27 protein-coding genes are annotated in these 26,501 nt (G+C 66.3%); 13 read left to right on the top strand and 14 right to left on the bottom strand.

The window, feature by feature from the left end:
• Positions 1–39: 39 nt before the first annotated feature.
• The 4 genes from G3W89_RS03300 to G3W89_RS03315 all read left to right on the top strand — a co-directional run bounded on the left by G3W89_RS03300 (position 40) and on the right by G3W89_RS03315 (position 2,766).
• Entirely contained in the window at positions 40–699 is a 660-nt protein-coding gene (locus G3W89_RS03300) for a response regulator (protein ID WP_162572754.1), read from the top strand.
• Positions 696–2,075 (top strand): sensor histidine kinase, encoded by a 1,380-nt coding sequence (locus G3W89_RS03305; protein WP_232076298.1) that lies wholly within the window; start codon positions 696–698, stop codon positions 2,073–2,075. Before G3W89_RS03300 ends, G3W89_RS03305 begins: the two co-directional genes overlap by 4 nt.
• Before the next feature lie 77 nt (positions 2,076–2,152).
• On the top strand, positions 2,153–2,467 hold the full coding sequence (locus G3W89_RS03310) for a hypothetical protein (RefSeq protein WP_162572755.1): 315 nt from the start codon (positions 2,153–2,155) through the stop codon (positions 2,465–2,467).
• Between the two features lie 50 nt (positions 2,468–2,517).
• Positions 2,518–2,766, top strand: a complete 249-nt coding sequence (locus G3W89_RS03315) for a hypothetical protein (RefSeq protein WP_162572756.1) — start codon at positions 2,518–2,520, stop codon at positions 2,764–2,766.
• 48 nt (positions 2,767–2,814) lie between these two features.
• Here the strand turns inward: G3W89_RS03315 and G3W89_RS03320 are convergent, their stop codons facing one another.
• From G3W89_RS03320 to G3W89_RS03350, 7 genes are all read right to left on the bottom strand, one after another.
• Entirely contained in the window at positions 2,815–3,102 is a 288-nt protein-coding gene (locus tag G3W89_RS03320) for a hypothetical protein (protein WP_162572757.1), read from the bottom strand.
• 234 nt (positions 3,103–3,336) lie between these two features.
• Entirely contained in the window at positions 3,337–5,451 is a 2,115-nt protein-coding gene (locus G3W89_RS03325; RefSeq protein ID WP_162572758.1) for a hypothetical protein, read from the bottom strand.
• Positions 5,448–6,251 carry a hypothetical protein gene (locus G3W89_RS03330; RefSeq protein WP_162572759.1) on the bottom strand — a complete coding sequence of 268 codons (804 nt, stop codon included), beginning with the start codon at positions 6,249–6,251 and terminating at the stop codon, positions 5,448–5,450. The genes G3W89_RS03325 and G3W89_RS03330 overlap by 4 nt, the downstream gene beginning before the upstream one ends.
• Positions 6,248–6,718, bottom strand: a complete 471-nt coding sequence (locus G3W89_RS03335) for a hypothetical protein (protein WP_162572760.1) — start codon at positions 6,716–6,718, stop codon at positions 6,248–6,250. Before G3W89_RS03335 ends, G3W89_RS03330 begins: the two co-directional genes overlap by 4 nt.
• Positions 6,715–7,386 carry a hypothetical protein gene (locus tag G3W89_RS03340; protein ID WP_162572761.1) on the bottom strand — a complete coding sequence of 224 codons (672 nt, stop codon included), beginning with the start codon at positions 7,384–7,386 and terminating at the stop codon, positions 6,715–6,717. Before G3W89_RS03340 ends, G3W89_RS03335 begins: the two co-directional genes overlap by 4 nt.
• A 97-nt stretch (positions 7,387–7,483) precedes the next feature.
• Complete coding sequence (locus G3W89_RS03345) at positions 7,484–8,122, bottom strand: hypothetical protein (protein WP_162572762.1); 639 nt, start codon at positions 8,120–8,122, stop codon at positions 7,484–7,486.
• Positions 8,123–8,285: 163 nt separating this feature from the next.
• Positions 8,286–8,930, bottom strand: coding sequence for a hypothetical protein (locus tag G3W89_RS03350; protein WP_162572763.1), 645 nt, complete (start codon positions 8,928–8,930; stop codon positions 8,286–8,288).
• A 258-nt stretch (positions 8,931–9,188) separates the two neighbouring features.
• Between G3W89_RS03350 and htpG the strand changes: the two genes are divergently transcribed.
• Both htpG and G3W89_RS03360 read left to right on the top strand, forming a co-directional pair.
• Positions 9,189–11,234, top strand: coding sequence for a molecular chaperone HtpG (gene htpG, locus G3W89_RS03355; RefSeq protein WP_162572764.1), 2,046 nt, complete (start codon positions 9,189–9,191; stop codon positions 11,232–11,234).
• 56 nt (positions 11,235–11,290) lie between these two features.
• Positions 11,291–12,547, top strand: a complete 1,257-nt coding sequence (locus G3W89_RS03360) for a cytochrome P450 (RefSeq protein WP_162572765.1) — start codon at positions 11,291–11,293, stop codon at positions 12,545–12,547.
• A 33-nt stretch (positions 12,548–12,580) separates the two neighbouring features.
• Here G3W89_RS03360 and G3W89_RS03365 read toward each other — a convergent pair whose 3' ends face one another.
• From G3W89_RS03365 to G3W89_RS03390, 6 genes are all read right to left on the bottom strand, one after another.
• Positions 12,581–13,603 (bottom strand): serine/threonine protein kinase, encoded by a 1,023-nt coding sequence (locus G3W89_RS03365; RefSeq protein ID WP_162572766.1) that lies wholly within the window; start codon positions 13,601–13,603, stop codon positions 12,581–12,583.
• A 13-nt stretch (positions 13,604–13,616) separates the two neighbouring features.
• Positions 13,617–14,726: a DUF2855 family protein gene (locus G3W89_RS03370; RefSeq protein WP_162572767.1), complete on the bottom strand. Its 1,110-nt coding sequence runs from the start codon at positions 14,724–14,726 to the stop codon at positions 13,617–13,619.
• 101 nt (positions 14,727–14,827) lie between these two features.
• The gene (locus G3W89_RS03375; protein ID WP_162572768.1) at positions 14,828–15,256 is read right to left on the bottom strand and encodes an organic hydroperoxide resistance protein; all 429 of its coding nucleotides are present in this window, start codon (positions 15,254–15,256) and stop codon (positions 14,828–14,830) included.
• A gap of 71 nt (positions 15,257–15,327) precedes the next feature.
• On the bottom strand, positions 15,328–15,783 hold the full coding sequence (locus G3W89_RS03380; RefSeq protein ID WP_162572769.1) for a MarR family winged helix-turn-helix transcriptional regulator: 456 nt from the start codon (positions 15,781–15,783) through the stop codon (positions 15,328–15,330).
• Positions 15,784–15,885: 102 nt separating this feature from the next.
• Entirely contained in the window at positions 15,886–16,701 is an 816-nt protein-coding gene (locus tag G3W89_RS03385; RefSeq protein WP_162572770.1) for a crotonase/enoyl-CoA hydratase family protein, read from the bottom strand.
• A 14-nt stretch (positions 16,702–16,715) separates the two neighbouring features.
• Positions 16,716–17,564 carry a 3-hydroxybutyryl-CoA dehydrogenase gene (locus G3W89_RS03390; protein WP_162572771.1) on the bottom strand — a complete coding sequence of 283 codons (849 nt, stop codon included), beginning with the start codon at positions 17,562–17,564 and terminating at the stop codon, positions 16,716–16,718.
• 131 nt (positions 17,565–17,695) lie between these two features.
• Between G3W89_RS03390 and purT the strand changes: the two genes are divergently transcribed.
• The 4 genes from purT to G3W89_RS03410 all read left to right on the top strand — a co-directional run bounded on the left by purT (position 17,696) and on the right by G3W89_RS03410 (position 21,591).
• Complete coding sequence (purT, locus tag G3W89_RS03395) at positions 17,696–18,898, top strand: formate-dependent phosphoribosylglycinamide formyltransferase (RefSeq protein ID WP_162572772.1); 1,203 nt, start codon at positions 17,696–17,698, stop codon at positions 18,896–18,898.
• Between the two features lie 24 nt (positions 18,899–18,922).
• Positions 18,923–19,876: an alpha/beta hydrolase gene (locus G3W89_RS03400; protein WP_162572773.1), complete on the top strand. Its 954-nt coding sequence runs from the start codon at positions 18,923–18,925 to the stop codon at positions 19,874–19,876.
• Positions 19,877–20,038: 162 nt separating this feature from the next.
• On the top strand, positions 20,039–21,121 hold the full coding sequence (locus G3W89_RS03405) for a hypothetical protein (RefSeq protein ID WP_162572774.1): 1,083 nt from the start codon (positions 20,039–20,041) through the stop codon (positions 21,119–21,121).
• Positions 21,118–21,591, top strand: coding sequence for a hypothetical protein (locus tag G3W89_RS03410; RefSeq protein WP_162572775.1), 474 nt, complete (start codon positions 21,118–21,120; stop codon positions 21,589–21,591). Before G3W89_RS03405 ends, G3W89_RS03410 begins: the two co-directional genes overlap by 4 nt.
• A 48-nt stretch (positions 21,592–21,639) precedes the next feature.
• Here the strand turns inward: G3W89_RS03410 and G3W89_RS03415 are convergent, their stop codons facing one another.
• Positions 21,640–22,884 carry a glycerophosphodiester phosphodiesterase gene (locus tag G3W89_RS03415; protein ID WP_162572776.1) on the bottom strand — a complete coding sequence of 415 codons (1,245 nt, stop codon included), beginning with the start codon at positions 22,882–22,884 and terminating at the stop codon, positions 21,640–21,642.
• 592 nt (positions 22,885–23,476) lie between these two features.
• On the opposite strand from G3W89_RS03415, the gene G3W89_RS03420 reads away from it, so the two are divergent.
• The 3 genes from G3W89_RS03420 to G3W89_RS03430 all read left to right on the top strand — a co-directional run bounded on the left by G3W89_RS03420 (position 23,477) and on the right by G3W89_RS03430 (position 26,413).
• Positions 23,477–23,896 (top strand): hypothetical protein, encoded by a 420-nt coding sequence (locus tag G3W89_RS03420; protein ID WP_162572777.1) that lies wholly within the window; start codon positions 23,477–23,479, stop codon positions 23,894–23,896.
• A 98-nt stretch (positions 23,897–23,994) separates the two neighbouring features.
• Positions 23,995–25,380 (top strand): hypothetical protein, encoded by a 1,386-nt coding sequence (locus tag G3W89_RS03425; RefSeq protein ID WP_162572778.1) that lies wholly within the window; start codon positions 23,995–23,997, stop codon positions 25,378–25,380.
• Between the two features lie 154 nt (positions 25,381–25,534).
• Positions 25,535–26,413, top strand: coding sequence for a branched-chain amino acid ABC transporter permease (locus G3W89_RS03430; protein ID WP_162572779.1), 879 nt, complete (start codon positions 25,535–25,537; stop codon positions 26,411–26,413).
• Positions 26,414–26,501 lie beyond the last annotated feature (88 nt).

Here is a 26,501-nt window from a genome sequence, read left to right on the forward strand (position 1 = left end):
GGCCTGTAGTCTTCGCTGGGTTCGCAAAAAGGAGGCGCCGTGCGCACGCTGCTGGTGGAAGACGACGAGATGATCGGGAGCAGCCTGCGGCATGCGCTCGAGGGCGCCGGCTGGTCGGTCGACTGGGTGCGTGACGGCGCGCTGGCGCAGAGCGCCTTCGCCGATGGCGGCTATACCTGCGTGCTGCTCGACCTCGGCTTGCCCCGGCAGGATGGCACCGAGGTGCTGCGCAGGGCGCGGGAGCGGGGCGATACCACGCCCGTGCTGGTGCTCACCGCGCGTGATGGCCTGGAGGACCGCATCCACGGCCTCGACCTCGGCGCCGACGACTACCTGCTCAAGCCCTTCGAGTTCCGCGAGCTGCTGGCGCGCATGCGCGCCGTGATCCGCCGCCGCGACGGCGCGGCGCATTCGGTGATCGGCGGCGACGGCCTGCAGCTGGACCTGACCACGCGCGAGGTGTTGCGCAACGGCGATCGCGAGGCCCTGACGGCGCGCGAGTTCGCGCTGCTGCACGCGCTCCTGGAGCGGCCGGGCGCCATCCTGTCGCGCGAGCAGCTCGAGAACCGCATCTACGGCTGGGGCGAGGAGGTCACCAGCAACGCGGTGGACGTGCTGATCCACGGCATGCGGCGCAAGCTCGGGCCCGACGCAATCCGCAACGTGCGAGGGCTCGGATGGCGAGTGGCGGGGGCATGAAGAAATACATGCACTACCCGCGGCCTTGGTACATGCCCTGCTCGCTGCGCGGCAAGCTGCTGCTGTGGCTGGTTTCCCTGCACCTGATCGCCGCCGGCGTTGCGGCCTGGGCCTCTTACATGAGCTACGGGCGCATGGTCCACACCTTCATGGACGACCAGATGCAGCTGCTGGCCAACTCCTACGCCGCGAACGACAACACGCCGGTGCTGCAGCCGCAGGCGGACGAGAGCGTCTTCAAGTGGGGCGCCTTCGTGGTCCAGATCTGGAGCCCCGACGGCCGGCTGCTCGCCAGCTCCTGGCCCCGGCTCGCCGTGCCCCTGCAGGCCGGGCCCGGGCTGCGCAACGTGCGCACCGGCGCCGACCGCGACGACGACTGGCGCGTCTACACCGCCGAGGCCGGCGCCCGGCCCCTTCAGCTCCGCGTGCAGATCGCGCAGAGCGGCAGCTTCCTGCGCCACGAGGTGGCACACCGCGCCCTGTTCGCGGCATTGCCGATCGCGCTGCTGCTGCCGGTTTCCCTGGCGGTGCTCTGGATGGTGGTGTGGCTCAGCTCCTACTCGCTGCACGCCGTGGCGCGCGAGGTGGCCGCACAGGACGAGCGCAGCCTCTCGCAGCTCTCGCTGGCGCGCGTGCCCGACGAGATCGCGCCGTTGGTGAGCGCCTTCAACAGCCTGCTGGCACGCCTGCGCGACGCTTTCGCGGCCCAGCGCCGCTTCGGGCAGGACGCGGCGCACGAGTTGCGCACCCCGGTCGCTGCCATCGGCCTGCAGCTCGAAAACTTGCGCGCCCATGTGCCGGCGGGCGACGCGGCAGAGCGCTTCGCCCAGCTCGAGGCCGGCGTCACCCGTGCGCAGCACCTGATCGAGCAACTGCTGCGGTTGTCGCGCCAGGAAAGTGCCGCACCGGCGTCGACCGCCGAGCCGGTCGATGTCGCCGCGCTGCTGCGCGAAAGCCTGGGCCAGCTGATGGTGGTGGCGGATCGGCGCCGCATCGATGTCGGCTTCGACGGCACGGTGGCGCCCGTGGTCAGCGCGCCCGCGGCCGAGCTGCGCAGCGTGTTCGACAACCTGATCGACAACGCTTTGCGTCACGCGCCCGAGGGCAGCGTGGTCGACGTGCGCCTGCACGCGGTGCAGGGCCGGCCGGTGGTGGACGTGGTGGACAACGGGCCCGGCATCCCGCCGGAGTTCATGACGCGGGTGTTCGACCGCTTCTTCCGCGTGCCCGGCACCTCGGCCGGCGGAAGCGGGCTGGGCCTTGCCATCGCTCGCACGGCGGCGCTGCGGCACGGGCTGCGCATCGCGCTCAGCAACCGCAGCGAGCAGGAGGAAGGCGGCACCGGACTGATCGCGAGGGTCTATCTGCCGGCCTGAGCCTGCGGCGTTGAATGCAGGCGAAAGTAGTAAAAAAGCGCTTGTTACTTTGTGTTTAACTAGGCACAATGTATTACATGCAAGTTCACACCAACACCCGCACCCAATGGTCGTCCAACGGCCTTCTTCGTCTGTTGCGCGCCACGCTTCCGCCGTCGGGTGGACGCCGGGTGCAGGCCGAAGCCGAGCTGGACTCGCCGCCCAAGCGTCTCAGCAGCGAACAGCTTTCGGCGCTCGCACAGAAGTGGCGCCGCCGCTGCGAGGAAGGCGATGCCGGGGCCGAGTCCGTGGCCATGGCGCTCGAGCAACTGGCGCAGCGTCGCGCCCGGGAAAAGAGCACGAAGATGCAGGCTGTCGGCCGGCGACTGTCGGAATTGATGCAACTGAGCTGAGCTGAAGTATCGGCAATCCCGCCTCGTGCGGAACTCGGCAAATCGAGACCATGAAGACCCAAACCGAAGCTATTTGCGAAGGCTACAACGTGGATCTGTCCGGACCCGGCCGCCCCTTGGGCGCGCGCGGCCAGTACCCACGCTACGAGATGATTCCGCTGCTCACCGACATGGAGGCCGAGCTCCTCAACACCCTCGGATTGATCCGCACGATGCTGGTCGAGGGCACGCCCACGGTCGAGGCGCGGCAAGGCGTCGTCCACGCCATCGATGGCCTCCTGTCGGTTGCGCGCGCCTGAATCGCAGCGCCTCGCCGAGAAGCGCACTGAGCCGCGCAGCCAGGCTCGCTAAAGCCCGTGCACCACGCAGAGGGCCGACGGCGCTGCAGGCAGGTTCAACGTGCTCTCGCCAGCGTGGGTGAAGCGAAATTCGCGGCCATTGAGCACCACGGAGCGCTGGTTGGTCCAGACGCGGTACTCGAAACCGCCTGCCATGGGCGTCGCCTGCAGGACCCGGAACACCGGCGGCACGATGACCGTGAAAGTCAGCCGGGCCCTTGCGCTGTTGGCGCCCACCTGCGTTTCCGCCGCGCAAGCCAGCGGCAGCAGGAGCAGGGCAATCAGGGCGCTTTTCATGCAAACCCCTTGGAGAAGACGCTGGCGGACACGGACGGCACGAGGCAGTGAAGACGGGAGACGTCGCAGCGACGCCCGGTCTCCGCATATCGGCAGCGCCGCGCCAAAGTTGAGGCGCCGCCGGTACGCTCGTGGATCTGTCCGGAGTAGATCCGACGGAAGTGTCCTGCGCAATCAGCCGAAAGTTCGCTCGGCCGGATTGAAGCTCGCGCGGAACGCCGCGCCGTCAGCCGCTCAGCGCTCTTTCTGCACCGGGTAGTCTGCCGTCACGGTGTCGCGCACGCGCACCTCGATGCGCCGCGAGGGGGCAGCGCTGCTCCATGGCAGGGGCAGGTTGTCCTGGACGAGCTCGATCTCGTGCGGGCCGGCCACGACCTGAGGAAAGCTGTAGAAGCCCTGGGCATCGGTGCGCGCCACGTAGCGGCGGTCGAGCACCAGCGTCACGTTAGCCACGCCGCCCTCGCTGGCTTCGCGCCGACCGCTGTTGTCCTGGTCGAAGAACACATGACCTTCGAGCCGGCCTGCTCCGCTGCCGGGCATGCCGCCGATCGGCGCGCTCGCCAGGCCGCTTCGGTTCTCGTAACGTAGCGCGACCATGAAGCTGCGGCTCGAAGGCGTGGTCAGCACCGGTGCCTGCGTCGCAGCAGACAGCGCTGACACCACCGCCGGATTGAGCGATTCCTGCCCGTGCGCCGCGGTGTATTGGGCAATGAAGGACCAGCCCAGGCCGAGCGGCCAGCTCAGCCGCGCGTTGGCGCTCAGGAAGCGCGCGCTGTTGTCGCCAGTGCCGTTGCTGCCGCGCAGGCTCAGGTCCAGGCGCGCGCCGGCCGGCAGCGGCGTGGTGCCGAGCACGCCCCAATACACCGTGCGCCGTTCGACCCCCTGCTCGCGCGAGTGCTCCAGCGCCAGCGAGGTCGAGAGCCACTGCGTCTCGCCCACGGCCCAGGCATGGTCGACGCCGCTGCGCAGCACGCGCAGCTCGGTGCCGTGGGCGACATCGGTGCGCCACTGCGTGTAGCCCCAGTCGGACCTGTGCTCCCAGGTGAGCTGCATGGACTGTGCGGCGAAGTTGCCGCTGCGCGCCGCCAGGGTGGCGGAGATCGCGTCGCGCGAGTCGAAGCGCCAGTGGCCGAAGAGGTTGCCGAAGATCGAGCTGCGCCGCAGGCCGCTGACGCTGTCGCTGGCTTCGACGTTGCCGCCGAGTTGCCACTGGCGCGTCGCGATGTCGCCGCGCCAGGACGCGCCGCGCAGGTTGTTCGGCAGCGAGTCGCCGCCCCAGCGCAGCGATGGCTCGAAATAGAACACCGATGCCGCTTGCTGCATCAGCTCGCTGCGCCAGGCAGCGTCGACCCAGGCGCCCGTGGCCGAGTCACTCCGCGCCAGCGAACCGGCGTCCGAAGGCCGGCCCTGGCTGCGCGCCAGATTGGCCTGGATGCGCATGCCGCCCACCTTGTCGGCCAGGCCGCCGAAACCACTGCCCAGTGAGTCGGCCCAAGGTGCCAGGCCTTGCCAGGCCACGGCGGTCCAGAGCGAACGCGTGTTCTGCGCGTAGCCGGGCACCCCGTTACCGTTGACGTCACGCGTCTCGGTCATCTGTGCCGCCGCGTCCACCCGATTCGGCGCCAACGCGCCCTCGGCGCCGGCCAGTTGCGTTTGGGCTCCCAGGCTTACCGCGCTTCCGCGCCCGGCGGTGAAGCCCTGGAAGTTGAGACCGTCGAAGAAACCGAGCCGCCCCGCCGAGGCATTGAAGCTGGTGCGGCCCGGCTGCTCCAGCGTGGCGGCCACGCCCTCGATCGGCAGGTTCGGCAGATAGACCCGGCCGATGCCGCGCGACAGCGGCGTGCTCGCCATGTTGATGTTGCCCACGCTGTTGTTGGCGAACCAGCCGCCGTCGAAAGGCATGCCGCGCTGATCGATGCGCCACGTGCTGCCGGTGCGGTAGCTGTAGGGCACCACCGTGGTCGGCGTGCCGGTGCTGCCGACGAGGCCGAGGCCCGTGACGGGTGCGCTGTCGCGGTTCAGGTTGAGATTGGCCGAGATCGTGCCGTAGTCGGGCGTGTCGACATGGCCGGAGAACAGCAGCGACTGGCTGGCCTGGCGCACCGCGCCGCTCTGCCGGGTGGACTGCCCCTCCACGCTCCAGTCGCGCGGCCAGCCGGTGTCGCGGAGGCCCATCGCCTCTTCGCCCTGTGCCGCCTGAGGGCTGTCGTCGAGGACGCGGTCGACGTACTCGCCAGCGCCGGCGGATGCCGCAGCGGGCGGCGCGGATTGGGCCCACGCAGACGCTCCGGCCAGGGTGGCGCCCGCCCAGCACAGTTCGAGGGCGTGACGCGCGAGCGTTCGTCTCACGGCGCGAATCGCTGCTCGATGGCCATCGAGCCCTTGCGGCCCCATTCGAGCTTGCCGCTGACCACGAGGGGGTAGCGGATCGCGACGGCGGTCTCGGTGTCGCCGGCCTTGGTCGCGACCAGCGCGATCTCGCGTGTCTCGCCCGCCATGACGGGCGTTGTGGCAGCCTGAATTTCCAGCGCGGTGCCGTCGGCGTCCTTGCCGCCGAGGAAGCCGGCCAGCCGGCCATGCGCGTTGCCGGTGTTTCGGACCTTGAGCACGGGCGTGGGGCGGCCGTCGACAGTCTTGACGGTGGCGCCCGCCAGTTCCAGCACAGGCGCCACCTCGCCCACGGCGACATACACGATGACGCCGATGCGCGCGCCCAGCGCGATCGGCATGCTCGGCGCGGCCGTCGGCTGCTGGCCTTCGATCATCACGGCGAACCGGCACTCCGTCGGCGGCGCGTCGGCCGGTGGCGCCACCTCGAAGCGGAAGCGGTAGGGCCGCCCGGGTGTGATGCTGAGCTCGCGCCGCTCGATCGCCACCCAGGGGCGGCAGCTGCCGGGCAGCAGCTCGTCGCTGAAGTCGACCGAGCCATCCGGACGCAGCGTCCAGTCTGCCGTCTTGAGCTTGTAGGCACCGGCGCGCTCGTCGCGGTGCGTCAGCTCGAGCACCTCGCTCACCCGCTGGCCGGGCTTGGCGGAGAGCTCGAAGCGCGGCGGCGAGACGGCCAGCGAGAACTGGGCGTGGGCTGGCAAGATGGCCGCCACCCCCATGGCGAGGGCAGCGGCGATGCGGAAAGCGGCAAGGCTCTTCAAGGCGTGACCTCGATTTCGAAGTAGAACTGGAGCGATTGCGCCCGCTCCACGGCACGCCCGTCGGCCATCAGGTCGAGCACGATGCTTTCATGGAGGAAGGGCTCGCGCACCGCGCCCTCGAACACCAGGGTGCGGCCACCCCCGCGCACCGTGCCGGGCAAGAGCCGGCCCTGCGTGCGCCAGGTGGCGACCATCTGTTCGCCCTCGGTCGGTGCCAGGCCCATGTAGAGGCGCGCGGACCGGTTCAACCAGGGCGAGAGGTTGAGCCGCAGCGCCACGGCGAGGCGGCCGTCCACCGTGTTGTCGCCTGCGCGGCCGGGCGCCAGCTGGCGCCAGCGCATCGGCGTCGTGGGCTGGCTGAGATAGGTGCCTGTGTCGTCGACGCGGTAGGTGGCTGCATGCGCTGCGGCCTGCAACGCCAGCGCGAACAGGGCGGCAATCGGCCAGTGAAGACAGCAGACCTTCATGGCGTGCTCAGCGTGAAGGTCGCACGTCCGGTGAAGGTGCCCGCGGGGACCAGCTGGGTATTGAGGTAGCGGAACGCGAGGCAGCTTTCGAACCAGGTGTTGCGGGTGACCGTGAGCAGGGTCTGCGCGCCCCCGGTGAACGCGCCGCTCGGAAGGGTCGGTGTTGAATCTCCGTTTCCCGACGAGGTCCAGGCGACGTTGCTGAAGGCGAGGGTGGCGCCATCCGCGTTGATCAGCGCGGCAGGCGTGCTGACGCTGAGCATGGCGTCGCTGCCGCCGCTGCCGTTTCCCGGCCTCCGAAAGAAGCCGCCGACATACACCTGTCCGGTGCTGGCGGGCGAGGTGCAGAACGCGCGGCCATCCCACGCACTGGCCGTGAGCGTGCTGTCGGTCGTCATGGTCTGTCCGGCGCCGGAACCGATCTGTGCGCTGGGCACGGTGACCGAGGCGCTGTTGACCGTGGTGTTGCTGCCGGGCGTGCCGCCGCTGTTGAAGTTGCCGCCCGTCACCGTGCCCGCGCCGACCTGCAGGAAGAGCGCCCGGCTACCGGGGGTGATGTCGACCGTGAAGCCTAGGGCCGCCGGCGGGCCCGCACTGCAGAGTGCCGCAACCAGCGCCAGCAAGGGGCGTCGTCCGGCACGTTGGAAAAAGGCGGGCAAGGTTTTCACGGTCGACGCTGCCTTGCGGCGGTGGGCTCAGGTTGCCGCCGGCTCCGGCGATGGTTGTGTCGAGGGCTGCCCGGGTGACTGCAGGGGCTGGCCTGGATCAGGGCGCGGTGGCGGTGTAAGTCACGACGCCGTTGTTGCCCGCCGTGCTGCCATAGGTGCCCGCCGGCAGCGTCGCAGTGTTGGCGTACGCGAAGGTCCATTTGCCTTCCTGGCGCACCAGGCCACCCGTGGCCGCGAGCGTGGTCCCAGTCGTCGAACTGCCGCCGGCTGCAGCAGTGTTGAAGGCCGGGTGGGCGATGCCCGTGTTAATGAATCCGGCGGTGGTAGACCCCAACGCGCCGGACGCCACCGTGATGTCGCTCCACGGCACCGTGGGATTGCCGGCAACGCCGGTGCTCAGCGGGCCAGTGACCCCGCTGTTGAGCGTCACCGTGCCGGTGTTGCCGAGCACGCGAACCGTGACGGCGCCAGCCGTCAGGTCACCGCCGGTGCCCGCCACTGCGCCGCCGCCGACGTTTCCGGCCGCCACACTGAAATCGATGGCATCTACCGTTGCGTTGGTCGCGTAGATGGTGCCCGTACCCACTTGCAGGAATAGCACCTTCGGAATGGTGATGCTGAAGTTCAGCCTTGCGCTCGCTGACAGGGCGCCAGCGCCGGTCACGAAATTCGATTCGGCATGGGCCGCCAGCGGTGCGATAGCGGCAAAGGCAGCGATCACGAGGAGTTTTTTCATAGGGATCCGAAGAAAGTGGGTTGTTAAGGTGGCCGCAATGTAGGTGAGTACCTGCAAAAAATGTGAACACTAAAGTTCTCAGAAAATTACCATTGAATACTTCCGTTAAAAAGTTGCGCTAAATGTTTTCACCGGCGAGGGGCGGGATTTCGGCATCCCTGACTCAGGGCACCGTCGCGCTGTAAACAACGAGGCCGTTCTTGGCGGCGGAGCCACCGTAGGTGCCTGCTGGCACTGCTTGCGAATTGGCGTACCTGTAAAACCAGAGGCCTTCCCGGCGCACCCTGCCGCCAGTGGCGGCCACCGTGACGGGGGTGCCTGGGCCGCCGACGGGGCCGGTGCTGAACGCGGGGTGGGCGATGGCTCCGTTGATGAAGCCGAAGGTCGCATTCGGCAAGGCGCTGGTCGTCACGAGGATGTCGCTCCAAGGCACCGTGGGATTGCTCGCGACGCCGCTGCTCAGTGCGCCGGTGGTCGTGCTGTTGAGCAAGATGTCGCCGCTGTTGCCGAGCAGGCGGACGGTGACAATGCTTGACAAGAAGAGGTCGCCTCCGGTGCCAGCCAGCACCGTGCCGTTGCCGACGCTGCTGGCCGGCACGACGAAATTGATGTTGTCCACCGTCGGGTTGGCGGTGTAGCTGGTGCCCGTGCCAATTTGAAGGAACAACACCTTGGGAATGGTGATCCCGAAGCGCAGACTTGCGGTCGCCGAGAGACTGCCGGCGCCGGTGGTCGAATTCGATTCAGCACGCGCTATGAGCGGCGCGATGGCAGCTAGAGCGGCCAGCAGAAGAATTTTCTTGTTCATGTTGCCCTGGTCGAAGGTGGGCAAATGTAGGCGAGAAATTTCTTGTTTTTTTAGAACTTAAGAATTCAAAAATATTACGGAGAATGCTTATGTATTCGGCCTCTGCTAGGGGTTTGCTCTAAGTCCGGCGCCTGCACTCTTGGGCGTCTGCGAAACGATCTGCCAGTCTGCTGCCGCTTAGATTTGCATCTGCGCGGTCTTGTAAAGTTCTCGGTTCGCCCCGAGTTCACCCACGTTTCCATTTCTCTCGAGCCAGTCATGACGCTTTCCAAGACCAAACTTCCTTTCCAGGCCGAAGTCGCCCAGCTGCTCCACCTGGTGACGCACTCGCTCTACTCGAACAAGGAAATCTTCCTGCGCGAGCTGATCTCGAACGCCTCCGATGCCTGCGACAAGTTGCGCTTCGAAGCCATCGACCAGCCGGCGCTCTACGAGGACCAGCCCACGCTGGAGGTGCGCGTGTCCTTCGACAAGGACGCCAAGACCCTCACGATCGCCGACAACGGCATCGGGCTGTCGCAGCAGGAGGCCATCGACAACCTGGGCACCATCGCCAAGAGCGGCACCAAGGAGTTCATGAGCAAACTGTCGGGCGACCAGAAAGCCGACGCGCAGCTCATCGGCCAGTTCGGGGTGGGCTTCTATTCCGGCTTCATCGTGGCCGACAAGATCACGGTGGAGTCGCGCCGCGCCGGCCTGCCGGCCGAAGAGGGCGTGCGCTGGGTCAGCACCGGCGCCGGCGACTTCGAGGTCGACACCATCACCCGCCCGCAGCGGGGCACCAGCGTGACCCTGCACCTGCGCGACGACGCCGAGGAGTACCTGAATCTCTGGAAGCTCAAGTCCATCATCTCCAAGTACTCGGACCACATCTCATTGCCCATCCTGATGGAGAAGGAAGAGTGGAAGGAGGGCGAGGACAACAAGGGCGGCCAGATGGTCAAGACCGGCGAATGGGAGCCGGTGAACCAAGCCAACGCGCTGTGGAGCCGCCCCAAGAAGGACATCACGGACGAGCAGTACGTCGAGTTCTACAAGAACGTCAGCCACGACTACGAGCCGCCGCTGGCCTGGAGCCACAACCGCGTCGAGGGCAACACCGAGTACACGCAGCTGCTCTACATCCCCTCCAAGGCGCCGATGGACCTCTGGAACCGCGAGAAGAGCGCGGGCGTCAAGCTCTATGTCAAGCGCGTCTTCATCATGGACGATGCCGAGGCGCTGCTGCCGAGCTACCTGCGCTTCGTCAAGGGCGTGATCGACTCGGCCGACCTGCCGCTCAATGTGAGCCGCGAGCTGCTGCAGGAAAGCCGGGACGTGAAGGCGATTCGCGAGGGCAGCACCAAGCGCGTGCTCGGCATGCTCGAAGACCTGGCGAAGAAGCAACGCAAGACCACGACGAGCAGCGGCGATGAGGGAAAACTCGACATCGGCTCCGGCGAGTCGGTGCCCGCGCCCAACCCGGCCGACGGCGTGACCGACGTGGTCGACAAGAACGCCGACACCACCCTGGCCGCCGAGGCCGCGGCCGAGTACGGCGATGAATCGGGCAAGTACGCCAAGTTCTACGCCGAGTTCGGCGCCGTGCTCAAGGAAGGCCTGGGCGAGGACTTCGCCAACCGCGAGCGCATCGCCAAGCTGCTGCGCTTCGCCTCCACCAGCAGCGACACAATGAGCGTGAGCTTTGCCGACTACAAGTCGCGCATGAAGGAAGGCCAGGAGGCGATCTACTACATCACGGCCGAGACGCTGGCCGCCGCCCGGAACAGCCCGCAGCTCGAGATCTTCAAGAAGAAGGGCATCGAGGTGTTGCTGATGACCGACCGCGTAGACGAATGGGCGCTCAACTACCTCACCGACTTCGACGGCACGCCGCTGCAGAGCGTGGCCAAGGGGGCGGTCGACCTGGGCAAGCTGCAGGACGAGACCGAGAAGAAGGCAGCCGAGGAAGCGGCCGAGGCCTTCAAGCCGCTGCTGGAGCGGCTCAAGGAAACGCTGAAGGACAAGGCCGAGGATGTGCGCGTGACCACCCGCCTGGTCGATTCGCCCGCCTGCCTGGTGGTGCAGGACGGCGGCATGAGCACGCAGCTGGCGCGCATGCTCAAGCAGGCCGGCCAGCCGGCGCCGGAGCTCAAGCCAGTGCTTGAAGTGAATGCCGAGCACCCGCTGGTGAAGAAGCTCGAGGGCTCGCCGCATTTCGAGGACCTCGCGAACATCCTGTTCGATCAGGCCCTGCTCGCCGAAGGCGGCCTGCCCGCCGACCCGGCCGCCTACGTGCGGCGAGTGAACGCGCTGCTGGTCTAAGGCGGGGACCCGAGGCCGTGCCACCGGCCGGCCCGAATCCCGCAGAGGGGGCATCCATGAACGCCGAGCCTTGTGTCGTCGATCTCTCGGGCTTCGACCTGCGAAGTCCCGGCACGGCCTTCTACGAGAACCCCTACCCATGGTATGCGGCGCTGCGCGACGCAACGCCCGTGCGCCGCATGCCCGACGGCTCGCTGCTGCTCACGCGGCATGCCGACTGCGTGGCCGTCTACAAGGACACGCACAGTTTCAGCTCCGACAAGCGTGCCGAATACGCGCCCAAGTACGGAGCGGGAAGCCCGCTCTACGAGCATCACACCACCAGCCTGGTGTTCAACGACCCGCCGCTGCACACGCGCGTGCGCGGGCTGATCGCCGGGGCGCTCACGGCGCGCGCGATCGAGTCGATGGAGGACGGGCTGACGCACCTTGTCGCGGGCCTGCTCGACCGCATCGAGGAGCGGCAGCGCGCCGGCGGCGAGGTCGACCTGATCGAGGACTTCGCCGCTGCCATTCCCGTGGAAGTCATCGGCAACCTGCTCGGCGTGCCGCGCGAGGAGCGAGGCCCGCTGCGCCACTGGTCGCTTGCCATCCTCGGCGCACTGGAGCCGCAGCCCAGTGCGGCGCAGCTGGAGGCCGGCAACCGCGCCGTGACGGAGATGGTGGCCTGCCTGCGCGGGCTGGTGCTCGAACGCCGGCGGCACCCGGGCGACCCCGCGCACGACGTGCTCACGCGCCTGATCCAGGGTGAGGAAGACGGCGGAGATCGGTTGACCGAGAACGAGCTCTACCAGAACTGCATCTTCATCCTCAACGCCGGACACGAGACCACCACCAACCTGATCGGCAATGGCCTGGTTGCGCTGCTCGAATGGCCCGAGGAGAAGCAGCGCCTGCTGGACGACCCCTCGCTCCTGCGCGGCGCGATCGAGGAGTTCCTGCGCTTCGAGAGTTCCAACCAGCTCGGCAATCGCATCGCGACCGCAGCGGCGCGCGTGGGCGGCGTCGAGGTGCAGCCCGGCACGCGGATCACCCTGTGCATCGGCGCGGCCAACCGCGACCCGGCGGTGTTTGCCGAGCCCGATCGGCTGGACATCACGCGTTCGCCCAATCGCCACCTCGCCTTCGGCTCCGGCACGCACCAGTGCGTGGGCATGAACCTCGCGCGGCTGGAGGCGCGGATTGCCATCTCCGCTTTCCTCGCGCGCTTCCCGGACTACCGGCTTTGCGCGCCGGTGGTGCGCGGCGGACGCGTGCGCTTTCGCGGCTACCTGCGCGTGCCGCTGAGCCTGGGACTGCCGATCGAGTCCTGAAGCCAGGGCGCTGGCAATTGGGGGCGGCCCAGCTCACGCGTAAAGCGGTTCCTCCGCCATCGCCTCGCACTGGTCCTGCAGCATCTGGATCTGCTCCTTCCAGTAGTCGCTCGTGCCGAACCAGGGAAAGTTGATCGGAAAGATCGGGTCTTGCCAGCGCCGCGCGAGCCAGGCGCTGTAGTGGATCTGGCGCAGGGTTCGCAACGGTTCGATCAGCGCCAGCTCGCGGCGGTCGAAGGAGCGGAACTGCTCGTAGCCCTCGAGCAGGCCGCTGAGCTGCGCCGTGCGTTGGGCGCGGTCACCCGACAGGAGCATCCAGAGGTCCTGCACCGCGAAGCCGGTGCGGGCGTCGTCAAGGTCGACGAAATGGGGGCCGCCATCCGGGCGATCGGTCGGGGTCCAGAGGATGTTGCCGGGGTGCACGTCGCCGTGAAGGCGCAGCTTCTGCATCTCGGTGTAGGTGTCTGCACCCAGCGCGGTGACTGCAATCATCTCGAACGCCTCGGTGCACGCCTTCTCCCAGTCGCGCTGCACGTCCAGCGGGATCATCTGGTGCTCCAGCAGCCAGTCGCGCGACGCGAGGCCGAAGGTCTGCAGGTCGAGCGAAGGCCGTTCGACGAAGGGCCGCGCCGCGCCCACGGTGTGGATGCGCGCGAGGAAGCGGCCCACCCATTCGAGCACCTCGAAGTCGTCCAGCTCCGGCCGGCGTCCGCCGCGGTAGGGACTCACGCTGAAGGCGAAGCCGCCGTGATGGTGGAGCGTGCCACCTTCCACTGCGAGCGGCGCGATTGCCGGGATCTCGGCCGTGGCCAGCTCGGCGGAAAAGCGGTGTTCCTCGGCGATCTGGGCATCGCTCCAGCGGCCCGGCCGGTAGAACTTGAGCACCACCGCGCGGCCATCTTCCAGGTAGGCCTGGTACACGCGGTTTTCGTAGGAGTTCAGCGCCATCAGGCGGCCGTCGCCATAGAGGCCCAGCCCGGCGAGCGCGTCCAGCACCACTTCGGGCCTGAGCGATTCGTAGGGATGGGTGCTGGCCGATTGCTCTGCGGATGTCATCCGCGCATTGTCGCTACCTCGAGAGCGACAGCACATGTCCGATGCGCGGATCGCTCCTGCCGGACAGCACCTGCACATACGCGGCCTGCACCGCCGCCGCGCCATCGTGGTGCTCGGCCGCCAGCCAGGGCGCCACCGGCTGCGCCACGGTCGCGAGGAAGCCCTGCCAAGCCTTCACCATTCGCTGGCTGAAGCCCTCGGCACCCCATTCCCCGGTGCGCTTCCTGATTTGAGCCGGCGCGAAGAAGAAGGTGGCGCGCGGGCCGGGCAGCTCCTTGGCACTGCCGGCCGGCGCGAGCTGCTCCACGTGTGTGCCGCCGATCACGCAGTCGTGGCGCAGTTGCGAGAAGCGCGTGTGGATCGCCCGCCGCAGCTCGCCGTTGCCGGCGAAGTCCACGTACACGCAAGGGACATCCGCTGCGACCTGGTCGAGCTCCTCGTAGGCCAGCACACGGTCGTAGCAGCCCAGGCTCTCGCAGAAGGCCTTGTTGGCGGCCGAGGTCAGGCCGACCACCTCGATGCCGGGCCGCTGGTGCATCTGGAAGGCAGTGCCATAGGCCGTCTTGCTCGAGGCGCTGGAGAGCAGTGCAATGCCCGGCCGCGCGCCGAAGAAGTCGTTGTCGTCGAAGAAGTCGTCGATCAGCCACGAGGTGATGAAAAGCGGGCGCAGCAAGGCCTGCAAGTCCTCCGTCCCCGCGGTGTAGAGCGGATCGCCGGCGCAGCGAAGGTACTGGTTGTAGACCGCCGGGAGTGCGGTTCGATGCGCCGTGCCGTCGGTGAAGCGCGCGGGCGAGAGCCGTTCGGGCGAAAGCACCAGGCTCGAGGCCATCGGCACATAGCCGTAGAGCCGCTCACCCACTGCCACGCCTGGATGGAGCGATTGCACCACCGAGCCGAAGCCCCAGACCGGGATGCAGCCCCAGCCTTCTTCCCCGGTCGGGAAGAACTGCCAATAGTTCATCGAGTCGCCGAAGGCAGCGTAGGTGATGTTGTTGGACGTCAGGGCGAAGCGGTCGATTCGCAGCCGGACCTGGCCCTCGGCCAGCGCTGCGTCCTCGGTCGTGTGCACCCGCGTGGAAGGAAGGTCGTCCTTGCGGACCAGCAGCTGCGTCGTGGTGCTCATGAACGGCACCATAGCGCGAAGCCGCGTCCGGCGCATGAAGAAAGCCCGCCGCCACGTCACCTGCGTGACGTGGCGGCGGGCCGTGCGTGCCTGAACCGCTGTCAGGCGATCGCGAGCTCGACCTCGATGTTGCCGCGCGTGGCGTTCGAGTACGGGCACACCTGGTGGGCGGTGTCGACCAGCAGCTTCTTCTGCGCGTCGTCCAGTCCCGGCAGCGTGATCGCCAGCTTGACCGCGATGCCGTAGGCCTTGCCGCCGTCCGTCGGGCCGAGGGAGACGCTCGCGTCGATCGCGACGTCTTCCGGCACCTTGACATTGATCTTCGGCGCCACGGCCTTCATCGCACCGATGAAGCAGGCCGAGTAGCCGATCGCGAACAGCTGCTCGGGGTTGGTGCCGGCCTTGCCGGAGCCAGGCGGGTTGAGCTTGACCTCCAGCGCGTTGTCGCTGGATTGGCCGGCGCCGCCGTCGCGGCCGCCGGTGGTGTGGGACTGGGCGGTGTACAGGACCTTGTCGAGCTGCTTGACCATGGGTTGATTCCTTCAGGTTGGGGGTGGGAAAAGGTGCTTCGATGCCGAAGCGGTTGGGAACGGTAAAGAGCCTAGGCCGCCGCCTTCACGCGGTCGCGCAGCTGCTGAAGCTGGTGCGTGAGCGCCACCAGCTCGTCGATGGAGCACTGGCTGGCGGCCATCAGGCAGGCCGGAACGGAAGCCGCACGCGCCTTGAGGCGGCGCCCGGCGGTGGTGAGGCTGACGTGCACGCGCCGCTCGTCGGTCGCGTCGCGGATGCGTGCCACCAGGCCATTGGCTTCGAGGCGCTTGAGCAGCGGCGTCAGCGTGCCCGAGTCGAGCGACAGACGCTCGCCCAGCTCGGAGACCATCAGGCCGTCACGCTCCCACAACACCAGCATGACGAGGTACTGGGGATAGGTGAGCTTGAGCTTCTCGAGCAGCGGCTTGTACAGCTTGGTCATTGCCAGCGAGGCGGAATAGACCGCGAAGCACAGCTGGTTGTCGAGCTGGAGCATCTCGTCGGCGGTAGGAGCTCTGGAGGGCATGAGGCGAATTGTAGTGCTCTATTAAATAGTGCGCAATCTAATCGGGTACTTCGATTTTGGGAGGGCCGTCCGGTCCCGATACTCTCCGGCAGAGGGCAGACATCAGCGTCCGCTGAAGCGTGCCGGCCGCCGTTCCACGAAAGAGCGCACCCCTTCCGCCGCATCCTCGCTGTTCGCCAGGCGCTGCTGCACCGCAATGAAGTCTTCGACCGCTGCCAGCGGCCCCTGTTCGATCGCCTTCATCACATTGAGCCGCGTCGCCACCACCGCCAGCGGCGCCTGCGCGGCAATGCGCTGGGCGAGCGCCAAGGCCTCGTCCAGCTCCTGCCCGGCCGGCACCACCTTCTGCACGAAGTTCAGGCGATACGCTTCCGCACTGCCAAATTCGTCCGCCGTCAGCAGGTGCAGCATCGCGTTGCCCAGCCCGGCGCGCTCCGCCATGCGCAGCGTGGCGCCGCCGGTCGCCATGATGCCGCGCTGCACCTCCATCTGCGAGAAGCGGCAGTTGTCCGCCGCCACCACGATATCGGCGCCCAGCATCAGCTCGATGCCGACGGTAAAGCAGATGCCCTTGACCGCGACCACCATCGGTTTCGTGCGACGGCGATAGTTGGGCAGCCCGAAATCGTGTGGCTCCACCAGGCCTTCGGGAATCGCCTTCTCGCCGCGCTTCATGTACTCCGCCACGGCCGGCAGGTCCAGGCCGGCCGTGAAGTGATCGCCAAAGGCATGCAGCACGCCCACGCGCAGCGCCGGGTCGTCGTCGAGCCGCGTGTAGGCCTCGGCCAGCTCGCGGAACATGCGCGGCGTCCAGCCGTTGCGCTTGGCGGGGCGGTTGATGCCGATCAGCAGCACATGCTCGAGCACCTGGGTGTCGATGCAGCCTTCGGGCGGCGGTGTCGTGGGGGTGGCGGTCATGGTGTCGTCCGCGCTCAGTAGGTGTAGACCCCGCGTCCCGTCTTGCGCCCCAGCTGACCCGCGGCCACCATCTCCTTCAGCAGCGGGCAGGGCCGGTACTTGGAATCGCCGAACTGCGCCAGGTACACCTCCATCACGGCCAGGCACACATCCAGCCCGATCATGTCGGCCAGCGCGAGCGGGCCGATCGGCTGGTTGCACCCCAGCTTCATCCCGGCATCGATGTCCTCGGCCGTCGCCAACCCGTCGGCCAGCACGAAAAAGGCCTCGTTGATCATCGGCACGAGGATGCGGTTGACCACGAAGCCCGGCGCGTTCTTCACCGTGATCGGCGACTTGCCCAAGCGCACCGCCAGCGCCTTCACCGCGTCGTGGGTGGCGTCGCTGGTCAGGTAGCCGCGGATGATCTCCACCAGCGCCATCATCGGCACCGGGTTGAAGAAGTGCATGCCGATGAAGCGGTCCGCACGCGAAGTGGCGGCGGCGAGTTGCGTGATGGAGATCGAGGACGTGTTGGAGGCGATGATCGCCTCCGGCGCAAGCAGGCCGTCGATCTGCTTCAGGATCTTCAGCTTGAGTTCGTGGTTCTCGGTTGCGGCCTCGATCACGAGCTCGGCGGCCTTCAGGTCCTCGTAGTTCGTCGAACCCTTGATCAGCGCCAGCGCCGCGTCCTTCTGCGCGGAGGTGAGCTTGTCCTTCTTGATCAGCCGGTCGAGGCTGCCGGCCACCGTAGCCAGGCCCTTGTCGACCGCGGCCTGCGCGATATCGACCATGACGACGTTGACGCCCGCGACTGCGCAGGCCTGGGCAATGCCGTTGCCCATCGTGCCGGCCCCGATGATGCCGACGGTCTGGATAGCCATGTGAAATGCTCCTTGAACTGAAACCGGCCATTGTGGAACAGCCCACGCCGGCCAGGTGTTGCCGCCGGTGACAGCCGCGGTGATTCAAAATGCCGCGATCTCCTTCTGACCCCAACGCGACGGACCGCCTCATGACTCCCCTCGGCACGCCCCTTTCCCCCACCGCCACCCGCGCGATGCTGCTCGGCTCCGGCGAGCTCGGCAAGGAGGTGCTGATTGCGCTGCAGCGCCTGGGCGTGGAGACCATCGCGGTCGACCGCTACGAGAACGCGCCCGGCCAGCAGGTGGCGCACCATGCACGCACCATCGCGATGAGCGATCCGGCGCAGCTCAAGGCGCTGATCGAAGCCGAGAAGCCGCAGCTGGTGGTGCCCGAGATCGAGGCCATCGCCACGCCGATGCTGCAGCAACTGGAAGACGCCGGCACGGTGCGCGTGATTCCTACCGCGCGTGCCGCGCGCCTCACCATGGACCGCGAGGGCATCCGCCGGCTCGCGGCCGAGACGCTGCGCCTGCCCACCAGCCCCTACAAGTTCTGCGACTCGCTGGCCGAGCTGCAGGCTGCCATCGACGCCGGCATCGGCTTCCCCTGCATCGTCAAGCCCGTCATGAGCAGCTCGGGCAAGGGCCAGAGCCGGATCGACGGCCCGGCCGACGTGCAGAAGGCCTGGGACTACGCCATGGCCGGTGGGCGCGTGAGCCATGGGCGGGTGATCGTCGAAGGCTTCATCGACTTCGATTACGAGATCACGCTGCTGACCGTGCGTGCGCTCGGCGCAGATGGCACGGTGCAGACGCAGTTCTGCGCTCCCATCGGCCATGTGCAGGTCAGCGGCGACTACGTCGAGAGCTGGCAGCCGCACCCGATGGCCCCGGCCGCGCTCGAGAAGGCGCAGCAGATCGCCCAGGCCGTCACGGCCGACCTGGGCGGCCAGGGCCTGTTCGGCGTGGAGCTCTTCGTCAAGGGCGAAGAGGTCTGGTTCAGCGAGGTCAGCCCGCGGCCGCACGACACCGGCATGGTGACCATGGCCACTCAATGGCAGAACGAGTTCGAGCTGCACGCCCGCGCCATCCTCGGCCTGCCGGTGGACACCGCGCTCAAGAGCCCGGGCGCCAGTTCCGTCATCTACGGCGGCGTGGACGCGCAGGGCATCGTCTTCGATGGCGTGGCGCATGCGCTGCAGGTGCCGGGCAGCGATGTGCGCCTGTTCGGCAAGCCCGAGAGCTTTGTCAAGCGCCGCATGGGCGTTGCGCTGGCGCATGCCGCCGACGTCGAGACCGCGCGCCGCAACGCCAAGGAAGCCGCCTCGCGCGTCAAGCCGCGCGTCGCCTGAATCCCCCAAGCAGGAGTCTTCGCCATGCTGCACCCCCAAGCCCAGGCCTTCATCGATCTGCTCATCGAGCGCAATGTGCCGCCCACCCATACGCTGGCGCCGGCGGACGCCCGCAAGTTCTACCGGGAGCGCCGGGCGGTCACGCAGCCTGAGCCCGGTGAGGTTGCCGAGGTGCGCGAGTTGAATGCGCCGGGTCCGCGGGGGGCGATCCCCTTGCGCTACTACCGTCCGCTCGGCAGCGAGGCTGGGACTGTGCTGCCGGTGCTGGTGTACTACCACGGCGGCGGCTGGACGATCGGTGATCTCGACACGCACGACACGCTGTGCCGCGAGCTCTGCAATCTCTCGGGCTGCGCCGTGGTGGCAGTCGACTACCGCATGGGCCCGGAGCATCGCTTTCCCGCAGCGGTCGACGATGCGCTGGCCGCCACCTATTGGGTTCGCGCGCAGGCAGCGACGCTCGGCATCGACGCGAGCCGACTCGCGGTCGGCGGCGACAGCGCCGGAGGCAACCTCGCTGCCGTGGTCGCGATCGCGGCGCGCGATGCCGGCGACCTGCCCATCGCCTTCCAGCTGCTGATCTATCCCGCCACCGACATGCGCTGCGTGCATGCCTCGCACACCAGCAATGGCCAGGGCTTCGTGTTGACGAGCGACAGCATCCGCTACTTCCACGACCACTACATCGACGACCCGCGGCACGACCTCGACTGGCGCGCCTCGCCGCTGCTGCACCCCGATCTGTCGCGCCTGCCGCCGGCGCTGGTGCTGACGGCCGGGTACGACCCGCTGCGCGACGAGGGCCTGGACTATGCGCGAGCGCTGACCGCAGCCGGCAACCGTGCGGCGTACGTCTGCTTCGAGCGAGAGATCCATGGCTTCATCACCATGGGCCGGCTGATCGACGAGGCGAACGCGGCGGTGTCGATGTGCGCGGCCGAGCTGCGGCGGGCGCTTGGAGGAAAGCCCGCCAATTGACGGAAACAGGCGGGGCGCACTACGCCTCGCGTTCGACCCGCATGCAGTCATTGCTGGAGATGGAGTCGTGGAACGATTCGCGCAACGGTGCCACTTATCAAAGCGCTCGCATGGCACGCGAAACGTATTCCCAAAACCATCAGCCCCCACAGCAATACAAACATGCGACTCTTCTCCTCTCTTCAAAAGAGAATCACGCCAGCGCAACAGCAGTACACCCCTCTGGTCAATGAAGAGCCGACAGACTCCAATGAAGAGCCGACAGACTCCGGCGCCTGGAAGGCCAGGCTCGCCGGGCAGTTGCCCCCTCTGCATGACAGGTCTCCATTCGACCAGCTGATCAGCGACTATCTCACCGAGGACGAAAAACCGGACGTGAGTCTCGTTGTCTGTGAATGCATCAAGCACGGTAACGTGGACGTGCTTGCCTGCATTCTGGCGAACGAGGACATCAGAACGCTGTGCATCGAGGGCCCTGTTGATGGGCGAGGATGGAAGACCTTGGCCAAGGCCATGCCGGACAGCCTTCTTGTCGCGGAGCTGCAGCTGTCTCAAAAGGTAATCCTCGATGCTGGCAAGTGCGAGGATCTGTTCAGAGTGCTGAGCCGCATGCCAGCACTGGAGAATCTGTCGCTGAGGAGTGTCAAGGTCAAGCGTGGTTTCCTGTTCGACCAATTGAGATGCCCAGCCTTGCCAATGCTCGCAAAGCTGCAGATCTCCGGCTCGTCCAATCCGAAGGTCGGCGTCTATCCGCTGGTCCGGGAAATTCTCAAGGCTTGCCAGGTCCAATCCCTGAGCATCGACGTGTCGGGAGCGATCACAGCCCGCCAGCATTCAAAGCTGGCTGGTTTGCTTCACAAACAAAACCGGATGAGTTCCCTCCGACTGAGGATCGAGCGCCGCGCAACGCCGGAGGAATTCGAGTGCTATATGCCGTTTCTTTGCGGCAAGACACCAACACCACTTGTTGAGTTGGACCTGACCGGCTGCTGTGTTCAAGTGGGCAACTTCAATAAGCTGATCGAAGCGCTGTCTTCGAATCAGCCGGCGTTGGAGAGTCTCTTGATTGGAGCGTGCTCGGTGGCTGGCGATCCCAACTACCGGGAGATAGTCAACATCATCGACCTCTTGCCCTTGGCCAGAGTGAAAAGACTCCAGCATCTGGATCTCAGCAGCAATCATCTTCCAAAGGGCAAGATGGTGGCGTTGCTCAAGGCGCTGAAGGAGGCGAAACTCCTCTCGTGACCCTGAACGTGAGCGGAAACCAGATCGGATCGCCAACCGTTTCCGCAATAGCGGACTTGCTACTGGAGAGCAAGACGCTGGTTCGAATCTTGTGCGACCCTCCCGTGTTTCAAGCTGATCTCGGCGACTCCGCTGCGATGTTGGAGCTGGTTCAAGCCGTGGAGCACAACAAGTCCTTGCTGGAACTTCAGTTTCGGTGGACTCGGGACCTCGACGAATACCGTGCAAGCGTGAATGCCAGCCTCTATCGCAACAGGTATGCTCCTCAGCGGGCCTTCATGGAGGCCGCCTTGGAAGCCGCCGCGGCGTTCGTCATGCCCCTGTTCGCCGGGGACCTGCAATACCCTCAAGACATGATTCAGCACATCATCAGACAGGGGCTGACCGAACACGACGCCTTGACTCTCTCTTCGCTCAACCACGAGACTCGAACGGCGCACGAGGAATCCCTGCGAAAAATCGGCTCTTGAGTCACGCCGGCAGGACGCTCGCGAGCCGCACGCGGCGACCCTCCCCCATCAGTCGTTGTTCCTCTCGCAACGCCGCCCATTCACCAGGCAGCGCGCGTAGTCCGGATCGTGCTTCAGCAGGAACATCGCGCGCGCAGCGACTGCGGTGTCCGCGAAGTCGCTGAACAGGCCATCGACGCCCGCCTCGTAGAACGCGAGGTACTCGTTGACCGCGTTCCCCTCGAAGGTGCCGGTCAGCCGCTTCTGCTCACTGCGGAAGGTGTAGGGGTGCACCAACAGCCCCAGCTTGTGCGCATTGGCGATCACGTCGGTCGGCGGCAGCAGCACGCGGTCGCGCTCGTCGACCACGCCGTCGCCCGTCACATCGGCGCAGGCGCCGTTCTGCACCGACTTGCAGGCGCTGGGGATCAGGTAGGGCTTCCAGGGCCCGATGCCATCGGCATAGCCCTTGACTTCCTGCAACCCGCGTGGCGTCAGCAGGTCCGCGAACAGGCCGTCGCGGTTCGACACCACCCAGTCGTAGGGCTTGTCGTAGGGCTTGGTGAAGTCGAGCGAGCCGTCGGGCTTGACGTCGTTGGCGTCCACCAGCTGGATCAGGCGCACGCTGGTCTTGGTTCGGAGATAGCGCAGGTTGGCCGTCTCGAAGGACTGGATGAAGACCGGCGCGTTGCGATGGTTCCAGCCGGCCCTGCCGAGCACGCCCAGCAGCCGGTCTTCCAGCGGCAGGCCGATGCCTTGGTGGTAGGTCGGGTGCTTGGTCTCGGGATAGATGCCGATGCGGCGGTCTTCCTCGCGCGACTTGCGCTTGGCCAGCTCGATCACCTCGACCAGCGTCGGGATCTGGAACTTGCCATTGAAGGACTGGTCCCGCTCCGGAAAAGACTGGACCGCGCGCAACTGCTTGATTTCGTCCAGCGTGAAGTCGCTGGCGAAGAAGCCGTCGGTGGGAACGCCATCGAGCATCACCGTCCTGCGGCGCTCGGCGAACTGCGGCAGGCTCTTGACATTGGTGGTGTCGATCAGATTGGGCTCGTGGCGGGCGATCAGGTGGCCGTCCTTGGTGGCGACCAGGTCGGGCTCGATGTAGTCGGCGCCCAATTCGATGCCGAGTGCATAGGCTTCCAGTGTGTGCTCGGGCAGGTAGCCGCTGGCGCCGCCGCGGTGGCCGATCACGAGCGGCGCGTTGTCGGCGCGCCGGCGCGCGCCTTCGTCGTGCGCCGCGGCCGGCGCGGCAGCCGTCAGCAGCAGACCCAGGCCCAGCAGGGCGGAGCAGAGGCTCTTCAGGCGGTTCATGGATGTTCTCCTCGGGATGTGGCCGACGGACGGTATGCGGCCTTCGTGACAACTGAGTGAAGAGAACCGCGCATTCGCCTCGATCAGCATGCAGACGCCGCTCGGGCGGGACCAGGGAGCGCGGTCATCGTCGTGATAACGCCGGGTAAACCCGGTCTCATGGAACGGTTCACGTATCCGGTGTCACCCATTCAAGCTTTCCGCGATTCACGCGGAAAGTGCCTTCATGACAACAATCAACCCGGAACACGCATCTTGAACTCTTTCAGTGCCTATCTCAATCGATTCGCGATGGCACGAGCAGTGCCAACGAACGTGCCCGATTCGGCCAAAGCCTCCACCGCCGCGCTCGACATTCCCGATACGGTCAAAAGCCCTGCGGCGAAGTCAGGCGACTGGAAGGCCGCGCTCAAGTCGAAGTTGCAGACCACCCTGCATGACAGGCCCCCCGCGTTCGAGCGATCGATAGACCAATACGTGCGGAGCGGGCCCGCCGAAGGCAAGAAGTACTTGAACCGCCTGATCGTGAAGTGCATGGCACTTCCGGAACCGGACGTCCTGAAGGAAATCCTGGCAGCGGAACAAGCCCACCTTGACGAGTCTTTCGCTGTGCAATTTCACGTTTCTCAAAGAGGCGGAATCCGAGCCTGTTCAGATCGCGCCCCTGGCAGGCACGCGCAATCTCCTTGCCCTGGATCTCGGATGGAATTCTCTTGAAGACGACACGATGGTGCAGTTGCTTCTTGCGCTCAAGCAAGAGCAGACGTGCCTGATGCTCCTGAGCCTGAACGGGAATTCGATCGGATCGCGAGCCATTGCCGCGACCGCAGCCCTGCTGCGTGCGAACAGGACGCTCCAGGAGCTCTCGCTTCAGCCCTGCCGCCGGGGCGGATCGCACAAGCAGGGGTTGGCCCCGAGCGACGCGCGGAACATGTCATCGATCAACAAGGCGGCTTGGAATGGGGCGTCCTGGCGCGGCCTAGGGAAAATCCCTGCCCCATCGCGCGAGTGAGGCCGGCACGCGTCGCTGATCCGGCGTCACCGATCCAGCCTTTCGCGATCCAAGCGGAAACGCTTCCATGACAACCAACCACCCCAGGAATATCCATCATGAACTCTCTCAGCGCTTCTCTAAATCCATTCGCACTTGCACGAGCGGTGCCCACGAACGTACCTGATTCGGCCCGTCCCCCATCGTCGAAAACGCGCGAGTTGATGGCCGCGTTCGACGAACTCGTCTGCGACTTCAACAGCAAAGGCCGGCTGCCGGACCCGAGCCGCCTGGTCTGCGAATGCATGAAGCACGACGAGGTAGGTGTGCTTCGCGAGGTCCTGGCGTTCTTCAAGGAGATGAGGACCTTGCGCATACAGGGGCCGTTGGACGGGGGAGGGTGGGGAACCTTGGCCAATGCAATTCCCCACGGCTTCACCCTTGCGGTGCTGACGCTTTCGGATCTTGTCTTCGACAGATTCGCAGCCGAGTTGCTGTTCCAGGCCCTAGGCAAGATGCCTGCGCTCGTTGACCTGAGCCTCCACAGGGTCGGCGCCGAGGCTGGAGTGATGGACGCTTCGGAATGTCCGGCCTTGAAACAGCTCAATACCCTGAGCGTCGTTGAAGCAGGCTTTGGTGAACCAGGCTACGCGTCAGAAAGCAAGGACAGCGTCTGTGACTTGCTGATCAAGCTTCTGGGGGTTTGCCAAGTCCAGAATCTGAGCATCAACGGCTTGCGTTTCAAAGTTTCTGGTTCGGGAAGCGGGAAGCTGGAGGGGCCGGTTGTCACGGTCGACCAGAATACAAGGCTGGGCCAGGCGCTCTGCCGCCAATCCGAACTGCAGGTGTTGCGGATCAAGCGGTGCCGCGCGCTGGTGCATGTCCAGGACGCAATGAACCCTGTCCAAGGCTCGGGGCATCATCTTGTCCAGAAAACACCCGTGTACGAAATTCCAAGCCTTCGATTGCTGGATCTGAGCGGAAACCTTCTTCCTGGCAGGACGACAGCGGCAATCCTCGTCGCACTGGGACAAGGCGGAACTTGCCTGCGGCATCTGAACCTGAGCGGCAATTTCATCGGAGACAGCACTGTCGCTGCGATGGCATTCCTGCTGATGAAAAACAGGACTCTGCTGTCACTCTCATTCGAAGATGCCAAGGGCCGTGACATTCATGGGGCCAAAGTCGAACACCTCGTCACTCAGGGCGAACTGAAGCAGCTGACCGAGGCGTTGGAGCACAACACGTCGTTGCGCCGTCTCAGCTTCGAGGCTACCGCCGGTGTCGACCGCCGTGCCCTCCTTGCTTGTCTCAAGCGCAACAGAGCGGCCTTCAGGTTTTCTGCCTTGCGCGCAATGCTGAACAGTTCGGGGTATCGGCTCTCGAACGACCTGGTCGATCACTTTGCCGAGGAAGGGGCACGCTACCTGGACGGGCGCGACGCCTTGAACCTGTCCTCGGTCAACAAGAAAGCATTGGATGCGCGCCATCGCCTCCTCGAATGAGAGGACGCTACAAGTGGTGCCAACCTCGCCGGATCGCACCGCCTCGCCGTGCATGGTTGAGGGGGCTGCCGGCGTGCCGCCCCCGCATGCGGGTCAACCCTCTGCGCCGCGGCGCAGGCGACCGATATAAACCGCCAATCCCATCGAGGCCCCGTTGCTTCAAATCCTTCAACTCCTGCTCTCAGGCATCGCGCAAGGCTGCATCTACGGCCTGATCGCGCTAGGGTTCGTGCTGATCTACAAGGCCACCGAGACAGTGAGCTTCGCCCAGGGCGACCTGATGATGCTGGGCGCCTTCTGCGCGTTTGCCGGCATGTCGCTGGTCGGGCTGCCCTTCTGGCTGGCGGCGCTGCTGGCCATCGCAGCGATGGCGGCCTTCGGCGTGCTGCTGGAACTGGTGGTGATCCGGCCCATCCTCGGGCAGCCGCAGTTCTCGATCGTGATGCTGACCATCGGCATCGCGTACGTGGCGCGCGGGCTGATCACCATGATTCCCGGCATCGGCACCGACACGCACGCGCTCGCCGTGCCCTACAAGGACGAGATCTGGAAGCTCGGCGCGCTGGTGGTCAACGTGGAGCAGGCGGCGATCATCGGCGCCACGGCCGTCCTGTGCGGGTTGCTGTTCGCGATGTTCCGCTACAGCAAGCTGGGCATCGCGATGCAGGCCTCCTCGCAGAACCAGCTCGCGGCCTACTACATGGGCATTCCGGTCAAGCGCCTCAACGGGTTGGTGTGGGGACTGGCGGCCGCGGTGGCGGCCATCGCGGGCATGCTGCTCGCGCCCATCACTTTCGTGCACGCCAACATGGGCTTCATCGGGCTCAAGGCCTTTCCGGCGGCGGTGGTGGGCGGCTTCGGCAGCCTGCCGGGCGCGATCGTCGGCGGGCTGGTGATCGGCATCGTCGAGTCCTTCGCGGGCTTCTACCTGCCCGATGGCTTCAAGGACACGGCGCCCTACATCGTGGTGCTGGTCATGCTGATGGTGAAGCCCAATGGCCTGTTCGGCGAGACGCTGCGGAAGAAAGTCTAAAGACATGTGCCCCCACGCTCGTCACTTCGTGTACTCGCTGCCCCCCGAGGGGGCGCAGGCCTGCCCTGGGGCGGCCCGGCGCCTGGCC

The organism is Variovorax sp. PBL-H6 (assembly GCF_901827155.1).
Taxonomy (GTDB): Bacteria; Pseudomonadota; Gammaproteobacteria; order Burkholderiales; family Burkholderiaceae_C; genus Variovorax.